Here is a 17,288-nt window from a genome sequence, read left to right as displayed (position 1 = left end):
GTAATCGACCCTCCTCGGCGGCTCGGACATCCTGAACACGTCGAAACCACCAGCCGAGGAGCCGAGATGTTCTTTACGACCGCCGATGGGACCCGCCTGGCCTACGAGGACTACGGACAGGGCCGCCCGATCGTCTTCGTCACCAGCTCCATGCTCAACACCGAGATGTGGGAGTACCAGATCCCGTTCTTCGTCGAGCAGGGCTTCCGCTGCCTCTCGTTCGACCGGCGCGGCCACGGCCGCTCCGACCGCCCCTCGGCCGGCTACGACATCGACACCCTGGCCGATGACCTCGCCGCGTTCCTCGACCACCTCGACCTGCGCGACGTGATCTTCGTCGCCCACTCGCTCGGCGGCGCCGAGGTGGCCCGCTACCTCGGCCGCCACGGCGAGGACCGCGTCGAGCGCGCCGTGTTCGTCGGCGCCATGCTGCCGTTCCTCAAGCAGACCGACGACAACCCCGAGGGCATCCCCGAGGCCGCCCTTGACGGGCTGCTCGCCGCCCTCCGCACCGACCGCCCCAAGTGGCTCGCCACCCAGTCACAGGCTTACTTCGCCACCCAGTTGGGCACCGAAGCCTCCCCCGCCATGATCGACTGGAAGCTCCGGATGTGCCTGTCCGCCTCCCCCTGGGCCACGTTGCAGGTCCAGCAGACGGTCTTCCACGCCGACAACCGCGAGCAGCTGCGCAGGCTCACCATCCCGACCCTGGTCGTGCACGGCGACGCGGACTTCTCCGCCCCGGCCGAGGTGACCGGCCGCCGCACCGCGGCGCTGATCCCCGGCGCCGTCTACAAGGAGTACCCGGCCGCCGGGCACGGCCTCTACATCACCCACAAGGACCAGCTCAACGCCGACATCCTCGACTTCATCAAGTCCTGACGCCGCTGACACCGCCCCCTCACTCCGCTCGCCGCGCGACCGCCTCGACGAGCCTCCGGATGTCCTCCAAGTCGGCCTCGAACTCGGCGTCGAGGTCGACGGGCAGGTCCAGCCATGGCGCGAGCCTGCCGTGGCCGGGCAGCTCGCCCTCCGGGAGCCGACCGCGGCGGCCGCGCGGATCCAGAGTGCCGGGGGCGAAGCGGCCCGAGGCCTCGGAGGCCGCGAACCCGATCACAAAAGTGCTGATCAGGCGCTCCAGCCGGGGCACTTCGCGATCCGGGACCCCGGCGTCGACGAGCGCCGTGTAGATGACGTCCACCGCGCGCACGGCGTCCGGTGTGACGGCGGGCCGCGAGAAGAGCAGATGCGCCACCCAGGGGTGACGCCGGGCCACCTCCCGGCAGGCGTACGCGAGACCCCTGAGCCGTTCGTCCCAGGCCCGCGGTTCAGCGGCCCGCCCTTCGCCTTCGCCGACCCGAACTTCCCTTTCGTCCGGCGGCAGGAGCGCGGCGAGCAGACGTCCGGCGATGCCGTCCAACAGCGCCGCCTTGTCGCTCACATGCCGGTACAGCGCCATCGGTGTCACTCCGACGCGATCGGCCACCGCGCGCATCGAGACCGCATCGAGGCCCTGCTCGTCGGCGATCGCCAGTGCCGCGTCCAGAATCTCTTCCCGCCTGCCACCCATGGGTCTACAGCGTAGACGTATACATCGTAGACGCGAGTGCCGTCGACGTATACGGTGTAGACGTATACGGTGTAGACGTATACACCGTAGACCTCACTGGGAGGAAGGATGCTCATCGCGGAAGGCCTGACGAAGCGATACGGCACACGCCGGACCCTCGACGGCTTCGGCCTCGAGGTCGCGCCCGGCGAAATCGTGGGCCTGATCGGTCACAACGGCGCGGGCAAGACCACTTTCGTCGAAATCGTCACCGGTCTGGTGCGCCCCGACGCGGGTCGGCTGCGCATCGGCGGACATGACGCGCTGCGGGCCGGCCGGGCCGCGCGGCGGCTGCTCGGCGTGGCCCCCCAGGAGTTGGCGCTGTACCAGCGCGTCACCGTAGGGGAGAACCTGCGGCTGTTCGCCGGTCTGGCCGGGCTGCGCGGGCGGCGCCGGGACACGGAGATCGACCGCGTCCTGGACGAGCTGCGGCTGACCGCGCTCGCGGACCGGCTCGTCGGCACCCTGTCCGGCGGGCAGCGCCGGCGCGCACAGGTGGCCACCGCCATGGTCGCCTCACCGCCGCTGCTGCTGCTGGACGAGGTGACCGCAGGTGCCGACCCGGAATCCCGTTCCGCCCTGCTGACCGCCGTCAGGACCCGCGCCGAAGCCGGCGCCGCCATCCTCTACACCACCCACTACCTACCGGAACTCGTCGATCTCGACGCCACTCTGGCACTCGCCCGCGCCGGGCGCGTCATCGCGCGCGGGACCCAGAGCGAGCTCACCCGCCAACTGCCCGGCGAGCTCAGGGTGGCCTTCGCCGACCCGGCCGAACCCGAACTGCGGCTGCCGACGACGAATCCCGGCGCCGACCTCGCGACCCTGCTCGCCTCCGGCCGCACGCCCGTCTCCGTCGAGGTGCACCACCCCAGCCTGGACGACCTCTACCGCTCCCTCGAAGCCGCGGCCCCCCGGAAGGACGGGGCAAGCCATGATGGCACTGCGTGAATCCGCCCTCCGTACAGGCGTCCTGATCCGCCACAACCTGCTGCTGATGCTGCGTGAACCGGGCCCACTGCTGAGCCGGATGATTCTGCCGCTCGTCTTCGTCACTCTGCTGCGCCCCCTCTATCTGGGCACACAGGGCCAAACGGCGGGCACCGAACAGGCGGTCGTGGGCACACTGGTCACATTCTCGCTGCTCGCGCTCAGCATCTCCGGGAGCGCGATTCTCACCGAACGGCTCGGCCGCACCTGGGACCGGCTGCGCGGCACGCCCCTCCATCCCGCGGAACTGCTCGTCGGCAAGGCCGTACCCGTCTTCGCGGCGCTGCTCGCCCAGCAGCTACTGATCGTCGGCTTCGGCGTGTACGCCCTCGGGATGAGCGTTCCACATCCGCTCCCGCTGCTGGGCGTCCTGCTCAGCTGGACCTGCGCCCTGCTGGCCGTGGGTGCGCTGCTCGGCGTACTGGCCCGCAGCATGGGTGAGCTCTCGGCCGCGTACGACATCGGCGGCATGCTGCTGAGCAGCATCGGCGGCGCGCTCGTCCCACTCAGCACCCTGCCGCACTGGGTCGCGCAGATGGCCCCGCTCTCCCCCGGCTACTGGGCCACCCGCGGCCTGCGTGCCGCCCTCGCCAACGAAGCGCGCACCGTGACGACGGCCTGCTGCGTACTGCTGGCCGTAGCGCTCATGTGCGCCACCTTGGCCTCGCTCCGCCTGCAAGGCCGCGGGGGACGGCTGGTACCCCTCTGAGCACCCGCCGTCGGCCGGTCGTCGGGTCTTCGCTTGTCCATGTCGGGGTGGGAGGAGGCAGGGCCGTAACTCTGTGGCGACGGAATCGTTACTCAGTGCGATGGTGCGACATGTGGTCGCACGGGGAGGGGAACCATGCGGATCGGACAGGCCATGTCTGCCCCCTACGAACGGGAGCGGTTGGCCACCGCAGTCGCCGAGTCCAGCGGGTGGACCGACCTGATGCGCCGCCTCGGCGTCACGGTGAGCGGCGGCCGACGACGTGTCCTTCAGCGCAGGGCGGCCGAGTACGGGCTCGATACCAGCCATTTCAAGAGTGGGAACCCATGGCGCAAGTTCTCTGATGAAGCAATAGCCCAAGCGGTTGCGTCGTCGACCACCCTCCGCGAGGTCGCGGTCAAGCTCGGCGCCACACCGGCGACTGGCACGTTGTCGCACCTCAGGCGCCGGATCGCAGCTGCGGGAATTGATGTCGCCCACTTCCCCGGCCTCAACCGCCGACAGCCCGACTTGCCGTTCACCGCTGAGGAGCTCCGCGAAGCCGTCTCGTCAGCGCAGAGCATCCGGGACGTGGCCCGCGCACTCTACGTCTCGGATGACGGCCGATCACGCGCCGCACTGGGGCGCATGCTCAAGGAGTCAGGCATCGACACGAGTCACTTCCGAAACTCGCGCTTCGCGATTCCGGAAGAGGCCCTTCGGGAGGCGGTTCTCGGCGCGACGAGTTTCGCCGAGGTCATGCGGCTGCTCGGGCTTCGGGTGGACTACACGAACCACCGACGGGTGCGGCAGCAAGCGACTCAGCTAGGGCTCGACACTTCCCACTTCACGCGGAAGACCTGGGGCACGACCCCAGCCAAGAAGCCGAAATCCCTGGCGGATGAAGTGCTTCAGATGCTCCCGCAAGGGTCGCCGCGGGCGAACCGCCGCCGTCTGCATCACGCACTCCAAGAGGTCGGCGTCCCATACTCCTGCGTGTCCTGCGGCAACGCCGGTACGTGGCTGGGCAAGCCGATCACACTGCAGATCGATCACGCCAATGGCGACTGGCTGGACAACCGCCGCGAGAACCTGCGGTATCTGTGCCCGAACTGCCACGCGATCGCGGATACGTGGTGCGGACGGAACCACCGGCGGGAGCACCACTCCACCGGATAGCGCCTGGGCCGAGTGCCCTCTCGATAGCTGGCCCGCTACCATGGCTACCACTAGCGGCGGTGGCGCAGAGGCGACGCAGCAGACTTAGGATCTGTGGCCCGTGACAGGGCTTGAGGGTTCGAATCCCTTCCGCCGCACGGTAAACGGCCTGCGATTCATCGATTCGAGTCGCAGGCCGTCGTCCGCTTCCGGCGGTGAACTGCTCACCCCAGCAGATCCCGCACCAACGGCGCAAGCGCCCGGAACGCCTTCCCCCGGTGGCTGATCGCGTTCTTCTCCTCAGGCGTCAGCTCGGCGCAGGTACGCGTCTCGCCGTCGGGCTCAAGGATGGGGTCATAGCCAAAGCCCCCGCCGCCAACAGGCTCGTTGCGGAGCGTGCCGGGGAGGCGGCCGGTGACGACGCGTTCGGTGCCGTCGGGGAGGGCCAGGGCGGCGGCGCATTCGAAGTGGGCGGCGCGGTGTTCGTCGGGGACGTCGGCGAGTTGGGCGAGCAGCAGGTCGAGGTTGGCCCGGTCGTCGCCGTGCCGGCCCGACCAGCGGGCCGAGAAGATGCCGGGGGCGCCGCCGAGGACGTCGACGCACAGCCCGGAGTCGTCGGCGACGGCGGGGTGGCCGGTGGCCCGGGCCAGGGCGTGGGCCTTGAGGAGGGCGTTCTCGGCGAAGGTCACCCCGGTCTCCTTGACGTCGGGGACCTCCGGATAGGCGTCGGCGCCCACGAGTTCGACGTCGAGGCCGGCGTCGCTCAGGATCGAGCGCAGCTCGACGATCTTGTAGGTGTTGCGGGTGGCGAGGATCAGGCGCTTCATGGGTCCTGATTATCGCGGTGGCCTCAGGGGCTGCAGACCTTGGTCAGCTCTCCGGCCGCGTCCTTGACGGGGGTCAGATCGGGGTCCTGGCCCTTGTCGATGGCGGTCTGGACGTTGTCCACGGCCTTTTGGAGGTCGTCGACGGCCTTGCCGACATCCGCGTTGTCGGTCTTGTCCTTGATCTTGTCGATGTCCTTGTCGAGGGCGTCGAGGACGTTGTCGGCGTCCTGCGGGTCGACCACGGCGCCGCCCACCGCGTCCTGGAGGTCGTCCACGTCGGTGGTGATGTCCACGGCGAGCTGCGCGCAGTCGATCGCCTTCTCGACCGCGCTGCAGCCCGCGGTGATCGGCATCGCGATGGCGACGGCGGCGAGAGCGGTGAACGCGCTCGCGCGGCGGTAGCGGCGGCTATGGCGGCTTTGACCGAAGCGGCCGAAGCGGCCGAGGCGGCCGAGGCGGCCTATGCGGTGGTGGCGCAGTGCCATGGACGGGTCCCCTCCCCTGGTGGCGGGTGCGGGCGCACGCGCCCGTACCCGGATGTCAGTACCCGAGTATCGGTACCTGACTACACGCCACCGGCCGTCGGTGGGTTGCTTTTTGATGTCTACCGACGCGCCTGCCGGGCGCGCGTCACCGCTCGCCGGCGAGCGCCGCGCGCTGGATCTCGGCCAGTTCGCCGCAGCCCGCGACGGCCAGGTCGAGCAGTCCGTTCAACTCCTCGCGCGCGAAGGGCTCGCCCTCGGCCGTGCCCTGGACCTCGACGAAGCGTCCGTCGCCCGTGCAGACGACGTTCATGTCGGTCTCGGCGCGCACGTCCTCCTCGTAGCACAGGTCGAGCAGCGGGATGCCGCCGACGATGCCGACGCTGACGGCCGAGACGGTCCCGGTCAGCGGCTGGCGGCCAGCCTTGATGAGCTTCTTGCCCTGGCCCCAGGTCAGAGCGTCGGCGAGGGCCACATACGCGCCGGTGATGGCCGCGGTGCGGGTACCGCCGTCGGCCTGGAGGACGTCGCAGTCCAGGACGACGGTGTTCTCGCCGAGGGCCTTGTAGTCGATGACGGCGCGCAGCGAGCGGCCGATCAGGCGGGAGATCTCGTGCGTACGGCCGCCGATCTTGCCGCGGACGGACTCGCGGTCGCCGCGGGTGTTGGTGGCGCGCGGCAGCATGGCGTACTCCGCGGTGACCCAGCCCTCGCCGCTGCCCTTGCGCCAGCGCGGCACGCCTTCGGTGAAGCTGGCGGTGCACAGAACGCGGGTGTCGCCGAAGGAGACGAGGACGGAGCCCTCGGCGTGCTTGCTCCATGCGCGCTCGATGGTCACGGGGCGGAGCTGGTCGGGCGTGCGGCCGTCGATACGAGACATGGGTGGAGCCTATCGGCAATATCGGTCGGCAATCCCGCGGTCTGTTCGGCCCGGTTCAACAGCTCACATCAGGTCTTCGATCTCGGCTGCCACGGGGTCCGCGTCCGTGCCGATGACGACCTGGATGGCGGTGCCCATCTTCACCACGCCATGCGCCCCGGCGGCCTTGAGCAGGGCCTCGTTGACGAGGGCGGCGTCCTTGACCTCGGTGCGGAGCCGGGTGATGCAGCCCTCGACCTCGATGATGTTGTCGATACCGCCGAGCCCGGCGACGATCTTCTCAGCCTTGCTGGCCATGTCCACTCCTGTTGTCCGTGTGGGTTTTCATACGTTAACCACGTTTAGCCCTGGTTCGCTCGGCCATGTCCGCCGCCGCAGCCGCGCCTCCCCGCCCTCCAGTGGTTCAGACCATAGCGGAACGATAGATTCCGTTATCCCGCCCTTACGTGCTAAAAACAGGTCTACACCACTGTGGTGTAGACCATATGCGGGCCGTCCCCTCTTCCCCGAGCGCCCGCCTCACCAGGAGGAATCCGATGAGTACGGCCACCGCTACGGCCGCGCCCGCCAGAAAGCGGCGCGCCGGTTTGTTCCAGGGACTGCAGAAGGTCGGCCGCAGCCTGCAGCTGCCCATCGCGGTCCTGCCCGCCGCCGGAATCATGGTGCGACTCGGCCAGCCGGACGTCTTTGGCGCCGACGGCCTCGGCTGGGACAAGGTCGCCGCCGTGTTCAGCAACGCCGGCGGTGCGCTCACCGGCGCCCTGCCGCTGCTGTTCTGCGTGGGCGTGGCCATCGGGTTCGCGAAGAAGTCGGACGGCTCCACCGCGCTGGCCGCCGTGGTCGGCTTCCTGGTCTACAGCAAGGTCCTGGAGGCGTTCCCGGTCGCCGACGCGGTCATCCAGAAGGGCCAGGACATCCCGGCCAAGTTCAACGACCCCGGGGTGCTCGGCGGCATCGTCATGGGGCTGCTGACCGCGGTGCTGTGGCAGCGGTTCCACCGCACCCGGCTGGTGGACTGGCTCGGCTTCTTCAACGGCCGCCGGCTGGTGCCGATCATCATGGCCTTCGTGGGGATCGCGGTGGGCGTCTTCTTCGGCCTGATCTGGGAGCCCATCGGCGAGGGCATCGGCAACTTCGGTGAGTGGATGACGGGCCTGGGTTCCGCGGGCTCGGCGCTCTTCGGCGCCGTCAACCGCGCGCTGATCCCCATCGGTATGCACCAGTTCGTGAACACGGTGGCCTGGTTCCAGCTCGGCGACTTCACCAACGCGGCCGGTCAGGTCGTCCACGGCGACTACAACCGCTTCCTGGCGGGCGACCCGACCGCCGGAATGTTCATGTCCGGCTTCTTCCCGATCATGATGTTCGGCCTTCCGGCCGCCGCCCTGGCCATGGCCCACACCGCCCGCCCCGAGCGCCGCAAGGCCGTGCTGGGCATGATGGTCTCGCTGGCGCTGACCTCGTTCGTCACCGGGGTGACCGAGCCGATCGAGTTCTCGTTCATGTTCATCGCGCCGCTGCTGTATGTGATCCACGCGCTGCTGACCGCCGCGTCCATGGCGATCACCTGGGCCCTTGGCGTGCACGCGGGCTTCAACTTCTCCGCGGGCTTCATCGACTTCGCGCTCAATTGGGGCCAGGCCACCAAACCCTGGCTGATCATCCCGGTCGGACTGGCCTTCGCGGTGATCTACTACGCGATCTTCCGGTTCGCGATCGTCAAATTCAATCTCCCCACCCCGGGCCGCGAGCCCGAGGAGGAGGTCGAGGACCTCACCAAGGCGTAGCCGCTCAGAAGGCGTAGAAGCCGGCCCAGCAACGCCGAGGCCCCCGGAACCGCTCCTTCGGTTCCGGGGGCCTCGTCACGTACGACGGTCATGTACGACAGCCGTGTACGACGGCCTCTGCGCTCAAATCTCGTAGACCGCGCCCGCCTTCGCCAGCTCCACCGGCCCGCCGAAGACCGCTTGTGCGTCCCGCTGGTTGATCTGGGGGTCCGTCCACGGCGGGATATGCGTCAGCACCAGGGTGCCGACCCCGGCGCGGCGCGCGTGCTCCCCCGCCTGCCGCCCGTTGAGGTGCAGCTCGGGGATGTCTTCCTTGCCGTGGGTGAACGCCGCCTCGCACAGGAAAAGATCGGCGCCCCGGGCGAGATCCACCAGCGCCTCACAGGGGCCGGTGTCGCCGGAGTAGACCAGTGAGCGCCCCTCGTGCTCGATGCGGAAGCCGAACGCCTCCACGGGGTGGCAGACCCGGGCGGTGCGGATCGTGAAGGGGCCGAGGGTGAAGGTGCCCGGGGTCAGCGTGCGGAAGTCGAAGACCTCCTGCATGGACTTCTCGTCGGGCACGTCCTCGTAAGCGCGGACGAGCCGGCGCTCGGTGCCCTCGGGGCCGTAGACGGGGATCGCCTCGGCGCGGCCGCCATCGTGCCGGTAGTAGCGGGCGACGAAGTACGCGCACATGTCGATGCAGTGATCGGGGTGCAGATGGGAGAGGAATACGGAGTCGAGGTCGTAGAGACCGCAGTGGCGCTGCAGCTCGCCCAGGGCGCCATTGCCCATGTCGAGCAGCAGCCGGTAGCCGTCGGCCTCTACGAGGTAGCTCGAGCAGGCCGATTCCGCGGACGGGAACGACCCTGAGCATCCGACGACGGTGAGCTTCATGAAGCAGGAACCTCCTCGGGGGGTCCCCATGCCGAAGGCCATGGGCGGGTGCGGGGGTCATGCGGTGCCCACGAGCGTAAAGCGCTAAAGCCCTGGTCGCTCCTCTACAGGCCCGCGTTGTGGGCGGAATCACCAGGACGGCCGGGAACTCGGCCCCCGGCGGCCCCAGTCCGGTCCGCACGCCCCCACAGCCCCAAACCCCGGGCTCACCCCCTGCCCCCGGCCCCGGGCTCACCCCTGCCCCCGGCCCCGGGCTCACTCCACGGCCCCAAACCTCCGGGCTCACCACAGAGCCCCGGCCCGGGGCTACGCCCAGAGCTGGCCGTGCAGCGTCGCGATGGCCTCCTCCGTGGTGGCGGCGGTGTAGACGCCCGTCGACAGATACTTCCAGCCACCGTCGGCGACCACGAAGACCACATCGGCGCTCTCCCCGGCCTTGACCGCCTTGCGGGCGACGCCGAGCGCGGCGTGCAGCGCGGCCCCCGTCGAGACTCCGGCGAAGATGCCCTCCTCGGCGAGGAGTTGCCGGGTGCGGGCCACCGCGTCCTCGGAGCCGACCGAGAAGCGGGTGGTCAGCACGGTCTCGTCGTAGAGCTCGGGGACGAAGCCCTCGTCGAGGTTGCGCAGACCGTAGACGACGTCGTCGTAGCGCGGCTCGGCGGCGACGATCTGGATGCCGGGGACGTGCTCGCGGAGATAGCGGCCGACGCCCATCAGCGTGCCGGTGGTGCCGAGGCCGGCGACGAAGTGGGTGATCGACGGCAGGTCGGCCAGGATCTCGGGGCCGGTGGTGGCGTAGTGGGCGCCCGCGTTGTCCGCGTTGCCGTACTGGTAGAGCATCACCCAGTCCGGGTGCTCGGCGCTGAGCTCCTTGGCGACGCGTACGGCGGTGTTGGAGCCGCCGGCGGCGGGCGAGGAGATGATCTCCGCGCCCCACATGGTGAGCAGCTGGCGCCGCTCCTCGCTGGTGTTCTCCGGCATGACGCAGACGATGCGGTAGCCCTTGAGCTTGGCCGCCATGGCGAGCGAGATGCCGGTGTTGCCGGAGGTCGGCTCCAGGATGGTGCAGCCCGGTGTCAGCCGGCCGTCCTTCTCGGCCTGTTCGATCATGTAGAGCGCGGGGCGGTCCTTGATCGAGCCGGTCGGGTTGCGGTCCTCCAGCTTCGCCCAGATACGGACGTCGGCGGAGGGGGAGAGCCGCGGCAGCCTGACGAGCGGCGTGTTGCCGACCGCTGCCAGCGGGCTGTCGTACCGCATCAGACCCCGCCGCCCGCGACGGCCGGAAGGATGGTGACGCTGTCGCCGTCGGTGAGCTTGGTGGAGACGCCGTCGAGGAAGCGCACGTCCTCGTCGTTCAGGTAGACGTTGACGAAGCGGCGCAGCTCACCGTCGTTGACGAGGCGCTCCTGGATCCCGGTGTGCCGGGTCTCAAGGTCGGCGAAGAGCTCGGCGATCGTGTTCCCGCTGGCCTCGACCGCCTTCTGGCCGTCGGTGTAGGTGCGGAGGATGGTCGGGATGCGGACCTCGATGGCCATGTGTGGGCTCCTGTCGGAGGGCGGGGATTCAGGGCCCCTCCCGGACGGCGTCCGGGGGAGGGTCGGTGCGCACGGCGGCGCGCGGGCGTGGGAACGTGGCTCCGCGGCGGTCAGGCGGCGGCCCGGCGCGGACACATCGCGCTGGCGAGCCGACACAGGTCGACGTGGAGGCGCGCCACGAGCAGCATGCCCGGCGTCTTCTCGCTCACATCATCGACAACCATGGAGTCATCGTATCGATTCCCCGTCCCGCCCCCAGAGGGCCGTCCCACGATTCGGGCGGATCGCGACCACCATGCGAGATGTGGGGCTTGTCTAGTACGCCTCGACGACCTTGACCTCTTCCTCGGTGATCTCGCCGTCCACGATCCGGAACGACCGGAACTGGAACGGACCCTCGTCGTTGCCGCACTCGGCGGTGGAGACCAGGACGTAGTGCGCGCCGGGCTCGTTGGCGTACGAGATGTCGGTGCGGGACGGATATGCCTCGGTGGCGGTGTGCGAGTGGTAGATGACCACGGGCTCCTCGTCCCGGTCGTCCATCTCGCGGTAGAGCTTGAGCAGGTCGGTCGAGTCGAACTCGTAGAACGTGGGCGAGCGGGCCGCGTTGAGCATCGGTATGAACCGCTCGGGGCGGCCGCTGCCGGCCGGACCGGCGATCACGCCGCACGCCTCGTCGGGGTGGTCGGCGCGGGCGTGCGCGACGATCTGGTCATGGAGGGCCTGCGTGATGGTCAGCATGGCCAAAGAATAAGACGCGCAAAATGCGACGGGCTCCGGACCCTGAGATCCGGAGCCCGCCCACCGAGACGGTGTGTCCGTTACTTGGCGGCGTACTCCCGCTCCGGGGCCGCGTCGGCCACCCGCGGGCCGCGGCTCTTGAGGACCGCCCAGCCGATGGCCAGGCACACAGCCCAGGCGGCGCCGACGTACAGCGAGATCCGGGCGTCCTTGTCGTACGCGATCAGGCCGGTGACGAAGATCAGGAAGATCAGCGCGACCCAGCTGAAGATCGCGCCGCCGGGCGCCGGGAAGGACGAGGCCCGGAGCCGGCCGGCGCGCACCGCGCCGCGGTAGCGGATGTGGCTGACCAGGATCATCGCCCAGGCCCAGATGCCCGCGGCGGTGGCGACCGAGGTGACGTACTCGAAGGCCTTCTCCGGGACCAGGTAGTTCAGGATCACGCCGATGCCCATGAGGGCGACGGACAGGGTGATGCCGATCGCCGGGGTCTTACGGGCGCTGAGCTTGCCCAGCGCGGCCGGGGCCTCGCCGTTGGCGGCCAGGTCGCGCAGCATCCGGCCGGTGGAGTACATACCGGAGTTGCAGGACGACAGGGCGGCGGTGAGCACCACGAAGTTGACGATGCCCGCGGCGAAGGGAATGCCGATCACCGAGAAGGCGTGGACGAAGGGGCTCTCGCCCGCCGAGAACTCGGTCCACTTGACGACCGAGAGCAGCACCAGCAGGGCGCCCACATAGAAGATGAGGATGCGCCAGGGCAGGGTGTTGATCGCCTTGGGCAGGGTCTTCTCCGGGTCCTCGGACTCGCCCGCGGTGACGCCGACCAGCTCGACGGCCAGGTAGGCGAACATCACGCCCTGCAGGGTCATCAGGCTGTCGCCGATGCCGTTCGGGAAGACGCCGTGGTGCGACCAGAGGTTGGAGGCGGAGGCGGTGTCACCGGCGTCGGAGAAGCCGAGGGTGAGCACGCCGAGACCGATCACGATCATGCCGATGATCGCGGTGACCTTGACCATCGAGAACCAGAACTCGACCTCGCCGAAGATCTTCACCGAGATCAGGTTGACCCCGAACAGCACCACCAGGAAGACCAGGGCACTGACCCACTGGGGGATCGAGGGGAACCAGAAGTGGATGTAGATGGCGGCCGCGGTGAGTTCGGCCATGCCGGTGACCACCCACATCAGCCAGTACGTCCAGCCGGTGACATAGCCGAAGAACGGGCCGAGGAACTCCCGGGCGTACTCCGAGAAGGAGCCGGTGACCGGCCGGTAGAGCAGCAGCTCACCGAGCGCTCGCATGATGAAGAAGATGACCACGCCGGCGAGGGCGTACATCAGGATGATGCTGGGCCCGGCCTTGGCGATGTTCGCCCCGGCCTTCATGAAGAGCCCGACGCCGATGGCGCCGCCGATGGCGATCATCTGGACCTGGCGACTGCCCAGGCCCCGTTCGTAGCCCTCTTCGGAAGTGGCGCCCACGGCCGCGTTGCCGACGGCGTCGTCTCCAGGTCGTTCGACCCGCGCTGAGGTCATGGTTTCTTCGCCCTTCTTCCAGTGGGGGGCTGGCGATCGTGAAGATTTACCACGGCCGCAACGCAGATCAACACGGGTAGATGTGCGGCACACCACAGGAAGAAGCGGACAAAAGCCACCTCGACCGATAAAAGCCTCGGCCGCGGTGACGCGATCGTTATCCGGACTTGAGCATCCTCTAAACGAACACTCAGTGATCAGGGCATCAGGGTTTCGACGAGGGTTTCCTGGAGTCCGCCGAGCCAGAAGTACGCCATCACCATGGGCTTACGCGGATCCGAGTCCGGCAGCCGCAGCAACTCGCCGCCGTCGTCCTCGTCGGTGACCTCCAGCCGGGTGCCGATGGCCAGCCGCAGGTCGTTCAGCGCGCCGAGCCACTGCCGGGACTGCTCGGGCGACAGCTCCAGGACCCCCGTCCCGGCCTCCACACCTTCAGCCTCGGACTCGCTCCCCGCCCCGGCTTCCGTTCCCGCTCCCGCTTCCGTTCCCGCTCCCGCTCCCGATCCCGATCCCGCGAGGGCGTCCAGACCGCGCACCACCGCGAGCGCGTCCTCGCGCTTACGGGCCCGCAGGTCGTTCTCCGTGTAGCGGCGGAACTCGGCCGAGGCGGCCTGCGCCGTGGCCTCCTCGTCGGCCCCCAGCTTCTGGCCGGGGCCGCCGTACGCGTCCGGGAAGAGCCGGGCCAGCGCCGGGTCCGCGGGCGGCTTGGTGGGTCCCTCGGCGAAAAGCGCGTCCAGCGGGTCGTGCCCCTCCACCGGCTCCGCACCGGGACCGATCAGCTCGAGCAGCTGAACCGCCAGGCTGCGCAGGATGGAGATCTCCACGTCATCCAGGGCCACCATGGCCCCGCCGCCGGGCAGCGGCTCGAAGTGCCCCGCCATCAGCGGTCCTGCTGGAGGGTCGCCCACAGTCCGTACCCGTGCATCGCCTGCACGTCGCGCTCCATCTCCTCGCGGCTGCCGCTCGAGACGATCGCGCGACCCTTGTGGTGGACGTCCAGCATCAGTCGGTGCGCCTTGTCCTTTGAATAGCCGAAGTACGTCTGGAAGACATACGTGACATAGCTCATGAGATTGACCGGGTCGTTGTGCACGACGGTCACCCAGGGAACGTCGGGCTCGGGTACCGCCGAGGGCGCCTCGCTGGACTGGGGACGTTCGATCTCCACCGGTGTCGCACTCACAACCCCCATGCTGCCACCCGGCATGGCGCGTCGCATAAACCGGCACCCAGAAATCGTCACTTTGACGAGTATCGGGGGTAGCATCATCGTCTATGAACACCGCTCAACTCGGACTGCCGGTGGACGTGCCCTCGACAGCGCTGTTCACCGACCGGTACGAACTGACCATGTTGCAGGCCGCCCTGCACGCCGGCACCGCCGACCGACGCTCGGTCTTCGAGGTCTTCACCCGCCGCCTCCCCGAGGGGCGGCGGTACGGTGTCGTCGCGGGCACCGGCCGGGTGCTGGACGCCGTGGAGAACTTCCGCTTCGACAGCGGCGTCCTGGACTTCCTCGCCGACCAGCACATCGTTGACGAGCCCACGCTGGCATGGCTCGCCGACTACCGCTTCCGCGGCGACATCTGGGGCTACCCGGAGGGCGAGGTCTACTTCCCCGGCTCGCCGATCATGCGCATCGAAGGCAGCTTCGGCGAGGCCGTCCTGCTGGAGACGGTGATCCTCTCCATCCTCAACCACGACTCCGCGGTCGCCGCCGCGGCCTCCCGGATGTCCGTCGCCGCCGGCGGCCGGCCGCTGATCGAGATGGGCGCCCGCCGCACCCACGAGCTGTCCGCCGTCGCCTCGGCCCGCGCCGCGTACGTCGGAGGCTTCTCCTCCACCTCCGACCTGGCCGCCGGGTTCCGCTACAGCATCCCCACCGTGGGCACCAGCGCACACGCCTTCACCCTGCTGCACGACACCGAGCGCGACGCCTTCACCGCGCAGGTCGACTCCCTCGGCAGCGCCACCACCCTCCTGGTCGACACCTTCGACGTCGCCTCGGCGGTGCGCACCGCCGTCGAGGTCGCGGGCACCGAGCTGGGCGCGGTACGGATCGACTCCGGGGATCTGCTGCTGCTCGCCCACCGGGTCCGCCACCAGCTCGACGAGCTCGGCGCGAAGAACACCAAGATCGTGGTCACCAGCGACCTCGACGAGTACGCCATCGCCTCGCTCGCGGCCGCGCCCGTGGACGCGTACGGGGTCGGCACCCAGCTGGTCACCGGCAGCGGTCACCCGACTTGTGCGATGGTCTACAAACTGGTCGCCCGGGCCGACTCCGACGCCCCGGAGGCGCCGCTGCGCCCCGTGGCGAAGAAGTCCATGGGCTCCAAGATCTCGGTCGGCGGCCGCAAGTGGGCCGCCCGACGGCTGGACCAGGACGGCGTGGCCGAGGCCGAGGTGGTCGGCAACGGTGCGGTCCCGCCGGGGCTCGAGGACCGGCAGCTACTGGTCGAACTGGTGCGCGGCGGCGAGGTCGTGACCCGCGAGCCGCTGGACGCGGCGCGCGAGCGGCATGTGACGGCGCGGGCCGGGCTGCCGTTGTCGGCGACGCAGCTCTCGCGCGGCGAGCCGGTCATCCCGACGGAGTACTCGATGCGGTGAGCCGTACGCGGTGGGACGGTGGGATGCCATACGCGAGGGGATGGGACCCCTGAGACCGGGCCCCGGGATCCCAGGGGCCCGGGGCGGCCAGGCGTGGGGCAGCCGCCGGCGGGGCAGTCATGCCCGGAGCGGCGCTACACAGAGTGGCCGTACGTGCGAGGGCCGTACGCGGGGCGGCTGTACGCGGACGGCCGCTCCGCGTACAGCCGCCGGCGGGACGTGATGCCGCGCACGACGCATGAGTGCGGCGCACGGTTAGGGCGCACATCAGGGCGGAACGCGGCGCGCCGAGACGGCGTGCGCACCGGCCGATGCGGCGCATGCGCCCGGCCTCGCGCCCGGCCGCCGTATCGTGCCGGAGCGCGATTCCGCCAGTCCGGCGTCCGGCCCCGGCCCACTCCCGCAAACCTGGCCGAGTGTCTACCCTCGGTGACATCCGCCACAGTCAGTAGATCACTAGCACACCAGACCGCTCAGCACACCAGACCGCTTCAGCACACAAGAACAGCTTCGGGCCGAGTCGCTTCCCGGTCCTCACCTCTGATCCCAGCCGGAAGGCGCACGCCATGCACCGGGCACTGATCGTCGTCGACGTCCAGAACGACTTCTGCGAGGGCGGCAGCCTCGCGGTCCAGGGCGGCGCGGATGTCGCCGCCGCCATCACCGATCTGATCGGGGAGGCGACGCCCGGTTACCGCCATGTCGTCGCCACCCGGGACCACCACATCGACCCCGGGGACCACTTCTCGGACCACCCGGACTACGAGCGCACCTGGCCGCCGCACTGCGTGGCGGGCACCGAGGGCAGCGGCTTCCACCCGAACTTCGCCCCCGCCGTCGCCTCCGGCGCCATCGACGCGGTCTTCGACAAGGGCGCGTACGAGGCGGCGTACAGCGGCTTCGAAGGGGCCAACGAGAACGGGATGCCGCTGGCGCGGTGGCTGCGCGAGCGCGGGGTGACCGAGGTGGACGTGGTCGGCATCGCCACCGACCACTGCGTCCGGGCCACGGCCCTGGACGCGCGCCGCGAGGGGTTCGCGACGCACGTCCTGCTGGATCTGACCGCCGGGGTCGCCGAGGCGACCACGGAGCGGGCCCTGGAGGAGCTTCGCGCGGCGGGCGTGGAACTCTCGGGCAAGCCGGTCGTCTGATCCGCGCTACATCGGGCTACAGCCGCCGGGCTGCATCGGGCTGCAGATCCGCGCTGTATCGGGTCCGCGCCATATCGCGCTACAGCCGGGCTACGCCGTCGCGGGCGGCCGCAGCAGGGCCGCGATGGGGTGCCACAGCTCCCCGACCCCGTACGGCGCCGTGCGCCACACCAGCCCGTCCGGATGGTGCAGCACCGCCGTGACCTCGTCCGGTGTCGGCGGCGCGCTGTTCCCCCGCAGGTACACCGCCCGCAGTCCGAGGTTGCGCAGCCTGGTCAGGGCGCGCTGCCGGTTCGCGGCGTGCACCAGCACCCGTACGCCGCCCTCGCCCAGCGGTCGCGGCAGGGTCAGTGCCACGACCACGCTGCCTCCCGGCAGCTTGGTGAATCCTCCGTCGGCCATCTGTTCATGTCCCC

21 protein-coding genes and 1 tRNA gene are annotated in these 17,288 nt (G+C 69.7%); 8 read left to right on the top strand and 14 right to left on the bottom strand.

What is annotated here, in order from left to right:
- The first annotated feature begins 66 nt into the window (after window positions 1–66).
- The gene (locus ACH4U7_RS42780; protein ID WP_398533186.1) at window positions 67–882 is read left to right on the top strand and encodes an alpha/beta fold hydrolase; all 816 of its coding nucleotides are present in this window, start codon (window positions 67–69) and stop codon (window positions 880–882) included.
- Window positions 883–901: 19 nt separating this feature from the next.
- Here ACH4U7_RS42780 and ACH4U7_RS42775 read toward each other — a convergent pair whose 3' ends face one another.
- Window positions 902–1,570 carry a TetR/AcrR family transcriptional regulator gene (locus ACH4U7_RS42775; RefSeq protein WP_398533185.1) on the bottom strand — a complete coding sequence of 223 codons (669 nt, stop codon included), beginning with the start codon at window positions 1,568–1,570 and terminating at the stop codon, window positions 902–904.
- A gap of 108 nt (window positions 1,571–1,678) precedes the next feature.
- Between ACH4U7_RS42775 and ACH4U7_RS42770 the strand changes: the two genes are divergently transcribed.
- The 4 genes from ACH4U7_RS42770 to ACH4U7_RS42755 all read left to right on the top strand — a co-directional run bounded on the left by ACH4U7_RS42770 (window position 1,679) and on the right by ACH4U7_RS42755 (window position 4,603).
- Window positions 1,679–2,560 carry an ABC transporter ATP-binding protein gene (locus tag ACH4U7_RS42770; protein WP_398533184.1) on the top strand — a complete coding sequence of 294 codons (882 nt, stop codon included), beginning with the start codon at window positions 1,679–1,681 and terminating at the stop codon, window positions 2,558–2,560.
- Window positions 2,544–3,308 carry an ABC transporter permease gene (locus tag ACH4U7_RS42765; RefSeq protein ID WP_398533183.1) on the top strand — a complete coding sequence of 255 codons (765 nt, stop codon included), beginning with the start codon at window positions 2,544–2,546 and terminating at the stop codon, window positions 3,306–3,308. Before ACH4U7_RS42770 ends, ACH4U7_RS42765 begins: the two co-directional genes overlap by 17 nt.
- A gap of 135 nt (window positions 3,309–3,443) precedes the next feature.
- Window positions 3,444–4,466, top strand: coding sequence for an HNH endonuclease signature motif containing protein (locus tag ACH4U7_RS42760; RefSeq protein ID WP_398533182.1), 1,023 nt, complete (start codon window positions 3,444–3,446; stop codon window positions 4,464–4,466).
- A 53-nt stretch (window positions 4,467–4,519) separates the two neighbouring features.
- Window positions 4,520–4,603: transfer RNA gene (locus ACH4U7_RS42755), tRNA-Leu, on the top strand.
- A gap of 66 nt (window positions 4,604–4,669) precedes the next feature.
- Here the strand turns inward: ACH4U7_RS42755 and rdgB are convergent.
- The 4 genes from rdgB to ACH4U7_RS42735 all read right to left on the bottom strand — a co-directional run bounded on the left by rdgB (window position 4,670) and on the right by ACH4U7_RS42735 (window position 6,937).
- A complete protein-coding gene (rdgB, locus tag ACH4U7_RS42750) occupies window positions 4,670–5,272 on the bottom strand; it encodes an RdgB/HAM1 family non-canonical purine NTP pyrophosphatase (RefSeq protein ID WP_398533181.1) in 603 nt (200 codons plus the stop codon).
- Window positions 5,273–5,295: 23 nt separating this feature from the next.
- Window positions 5,296–5,757: a hypothetical protein gene (locus tag ACH4U7_RS42745; RefSeq protein WP_398533180.1), complete on the bottom strand. Its 462-nt coding sequence runs from the start codon at window positions 5,755–5,757 to the stop codon at window positions 5,296–5,298.
- A gap of 145 nt (window positions 5,758–5,902) precedes the next feature.
- On the bottom strand, window positions 5,903–6,634 hold the full coding sequence (gene rph, locus ACH4U7_RS42740) for a ribonuclease PH (RefSeq protein WP_014179258.1): 732 nt from the start codon (window positions 6,632–6,634) through the stop codon (window positions 5,903–5,905).
- A 63-nt stretch (window positions 6,635–6,697) separates the two neighbouring features.
- Window positions 6,698–6,937 (bottom strand): glucose PTS transporter subunit EIIB, encoded by a 240-nt coding sequence (locus tag ACH4U7_RS42735; protein WP_089512391.1) that lies wholly within the window; start codon window positions 6,935–6,937, stop codon window positions 6,698–6,700.
- Window positions 6,938–7,170: 233 nt separating this feature from the next.
- Between ACH4U7_RS42735 and ACH4U7_RS42730 the strand changes: the two genes are divergently transcribed.
- On the top strand, window positions 7,171–8,421 hold the full coding sequence (locus ACH4U7_RS42730; RefSeq protein WP_398533179.1) for a PTS transporter subunit EIIC: 1,251 nt from the start codon (window positions 7,171–7,173) through the stop codon (window positions 8,419–8,421).
- A 123-nt stretch (window positions 8,422–8,544) separates the two neighbouring features.
- Here the strand turns inward: ACH4U7_RS42730 and ACH4U7_RS42725 are convergent, their stop codons facing one another.
- From ACH4U7_RS42725 to clpS, 8 genes are all read right to left on the bottom strand, one after another.
- A complete protein-coding gene (locus tag ACH4U7_RS42725; RefSeq protein ID WP_014179255.1) occupies window positions 8,545–9,297 on the bottom strand; it encodes an MBL fold metallo-hydrolase in 753 nt (250 codons plus the stop codon).
- Window positions 9,298–9,603: 306 nt separating this feature from the next.
- Window positions 9,604–10,554: a PLP-dependent cysteine synthase family protein gene (locus ACH4U7_RS42720; protein ID WP_398533178.1), complete on the bottom strand. Its 951-nt coding sequence runs from the start codon at window positions 10,552–10,554 to the stop codon at window positions 9,604–9,606.
- Window positions 10,554–10,832: a MoaD/ThiS family protein gene (locus tag ACH4U7_RS42715; RefSeq protein ID WP_398533177.1), complete on the bottom strand. Its 279-nt coding sequence runs from the start codon at window positions 10,830–10,832 to the stop codon at window positions 10,554–10,556. Before ACH4U7_RS42715 ends, ACH4U7_RS42720 begins: the two co-directional genes overlap by 1 nt.
- Before the next feature lie 110 nt (window positions 10,833–10,942).
- Entirely contained in the window at window positions 10,943–11,056 is a 114-nt protein-coding gene (locus tag ACH4U7_RS42710; RefSeq protein ID WP_014179252.1) for a putative leader peptide, read from the bottom strand.
- 91 nt (window positions 11,057–11,147) lie between these two features.
- The gene (locus tag ACH4U7_RS42705; protein WP_089512387.1) at window positions 11,148–11,573 is read right to left on the bottom strand and encodes a Mov34/MPN/PAD-1 family protein; all 426 of its coding nucleotides are present in this window, start codon (window positions 11,571–11,573) and stop codon (window positions 11,148–11,150) included.
- Between the two features lie 80 nt (window positions 11,574–11,653).
- A complete protein-coding gene (locus ACH4U7_RS42700; protein ID WP_398533176.1) occupies window positions 11,654–13,111 on the bottom strand; it encodes an amino acid permease in 1,458 nt (485 codons plus the stop codon).
- Between the two features lie 197 nt (window positions 13,112–13,308).
- Window positions 13,309–13,992, bottom strand: a complete 684-nt coding sequence (locus ACH4U7_RS42695) for a DUF2017 domain-containing protein (protein ID WP_398533175.1) — start codon at window positions 13,990–13,992, stop codon at window positions 13,309–13,311.
- Window positions 13,992–14,303 (bottom strand): ATP-dependent Clp protease adapter ClpS, encoded by a 312-nt coding sequence (gene clpS / locus ACH4U7_RS42690; protein WP_398533174.1) that lies wholly within the window; start codon window positions 14,301–14,303, stop codon window positions 13,992–13,994. Before clpS ends, ACH4U7_RS42695 begins: the two co-directional genes overlap by 1 nt.
- 83 nt (window positions 14,304–14,386) lie before the next feature.
- Here clpS and ACH4U7_RS42685 point away from each other — a divergent pair, with 83 nt between their 5' ends.
- A complete protein-coding gene (locus ACH4U7_RS42685; protein ID WP_398533173.1) occupies window positions 14,387–15,721 on the top strand; it encodes a nicotinate phosphoribosyltransferase in 1,335 nt (444 codons plus the stop codon).
- A gap of 566 nt (window positions 15,722–16,287) precedes the next feature.
- Entirely contained in the window at window positions 16,288–16,872 is a 585-nt protein-coding gene (locus tag ACH4U7_RS42680) for a nicotinamidase (protein ID WP_385621087.1), read from the top strand.
- 90 nt (window positions 16,873–16,962) lie between these two features.
- Here ACH4U7_RS42680 and ACH4U7_RS42675 read toward each other — a convergent pair whose 3' ends face one another.
- A complete protein-coding gene (locus tag ACH4U7_RS42675) occupies window positions 16,963–17,274 on the bottom strand; it encodes a hypothetical protein (RefSeq protein ID WP_089512381.1) in 312 nt (103 codons plus the stop codon).
- Between the last annotated feature and the right edge of the window lie 14 nt (window positions 17,275–17,288).

It is taken from the genome of Streptomyces sp. NPDC020845 (assembly GCF_044334165.1).
Classification (GTDB): domain Bacteria; phylum Actinomycetota; class Actinomycetes; order Streptomycetales; family Streptomycetaceae; genus Streptomyces.
Note: the sequence above shows the minus strand (reverse complement) of the source record. Positions and strands in the feature narration are given on the sequence as shown.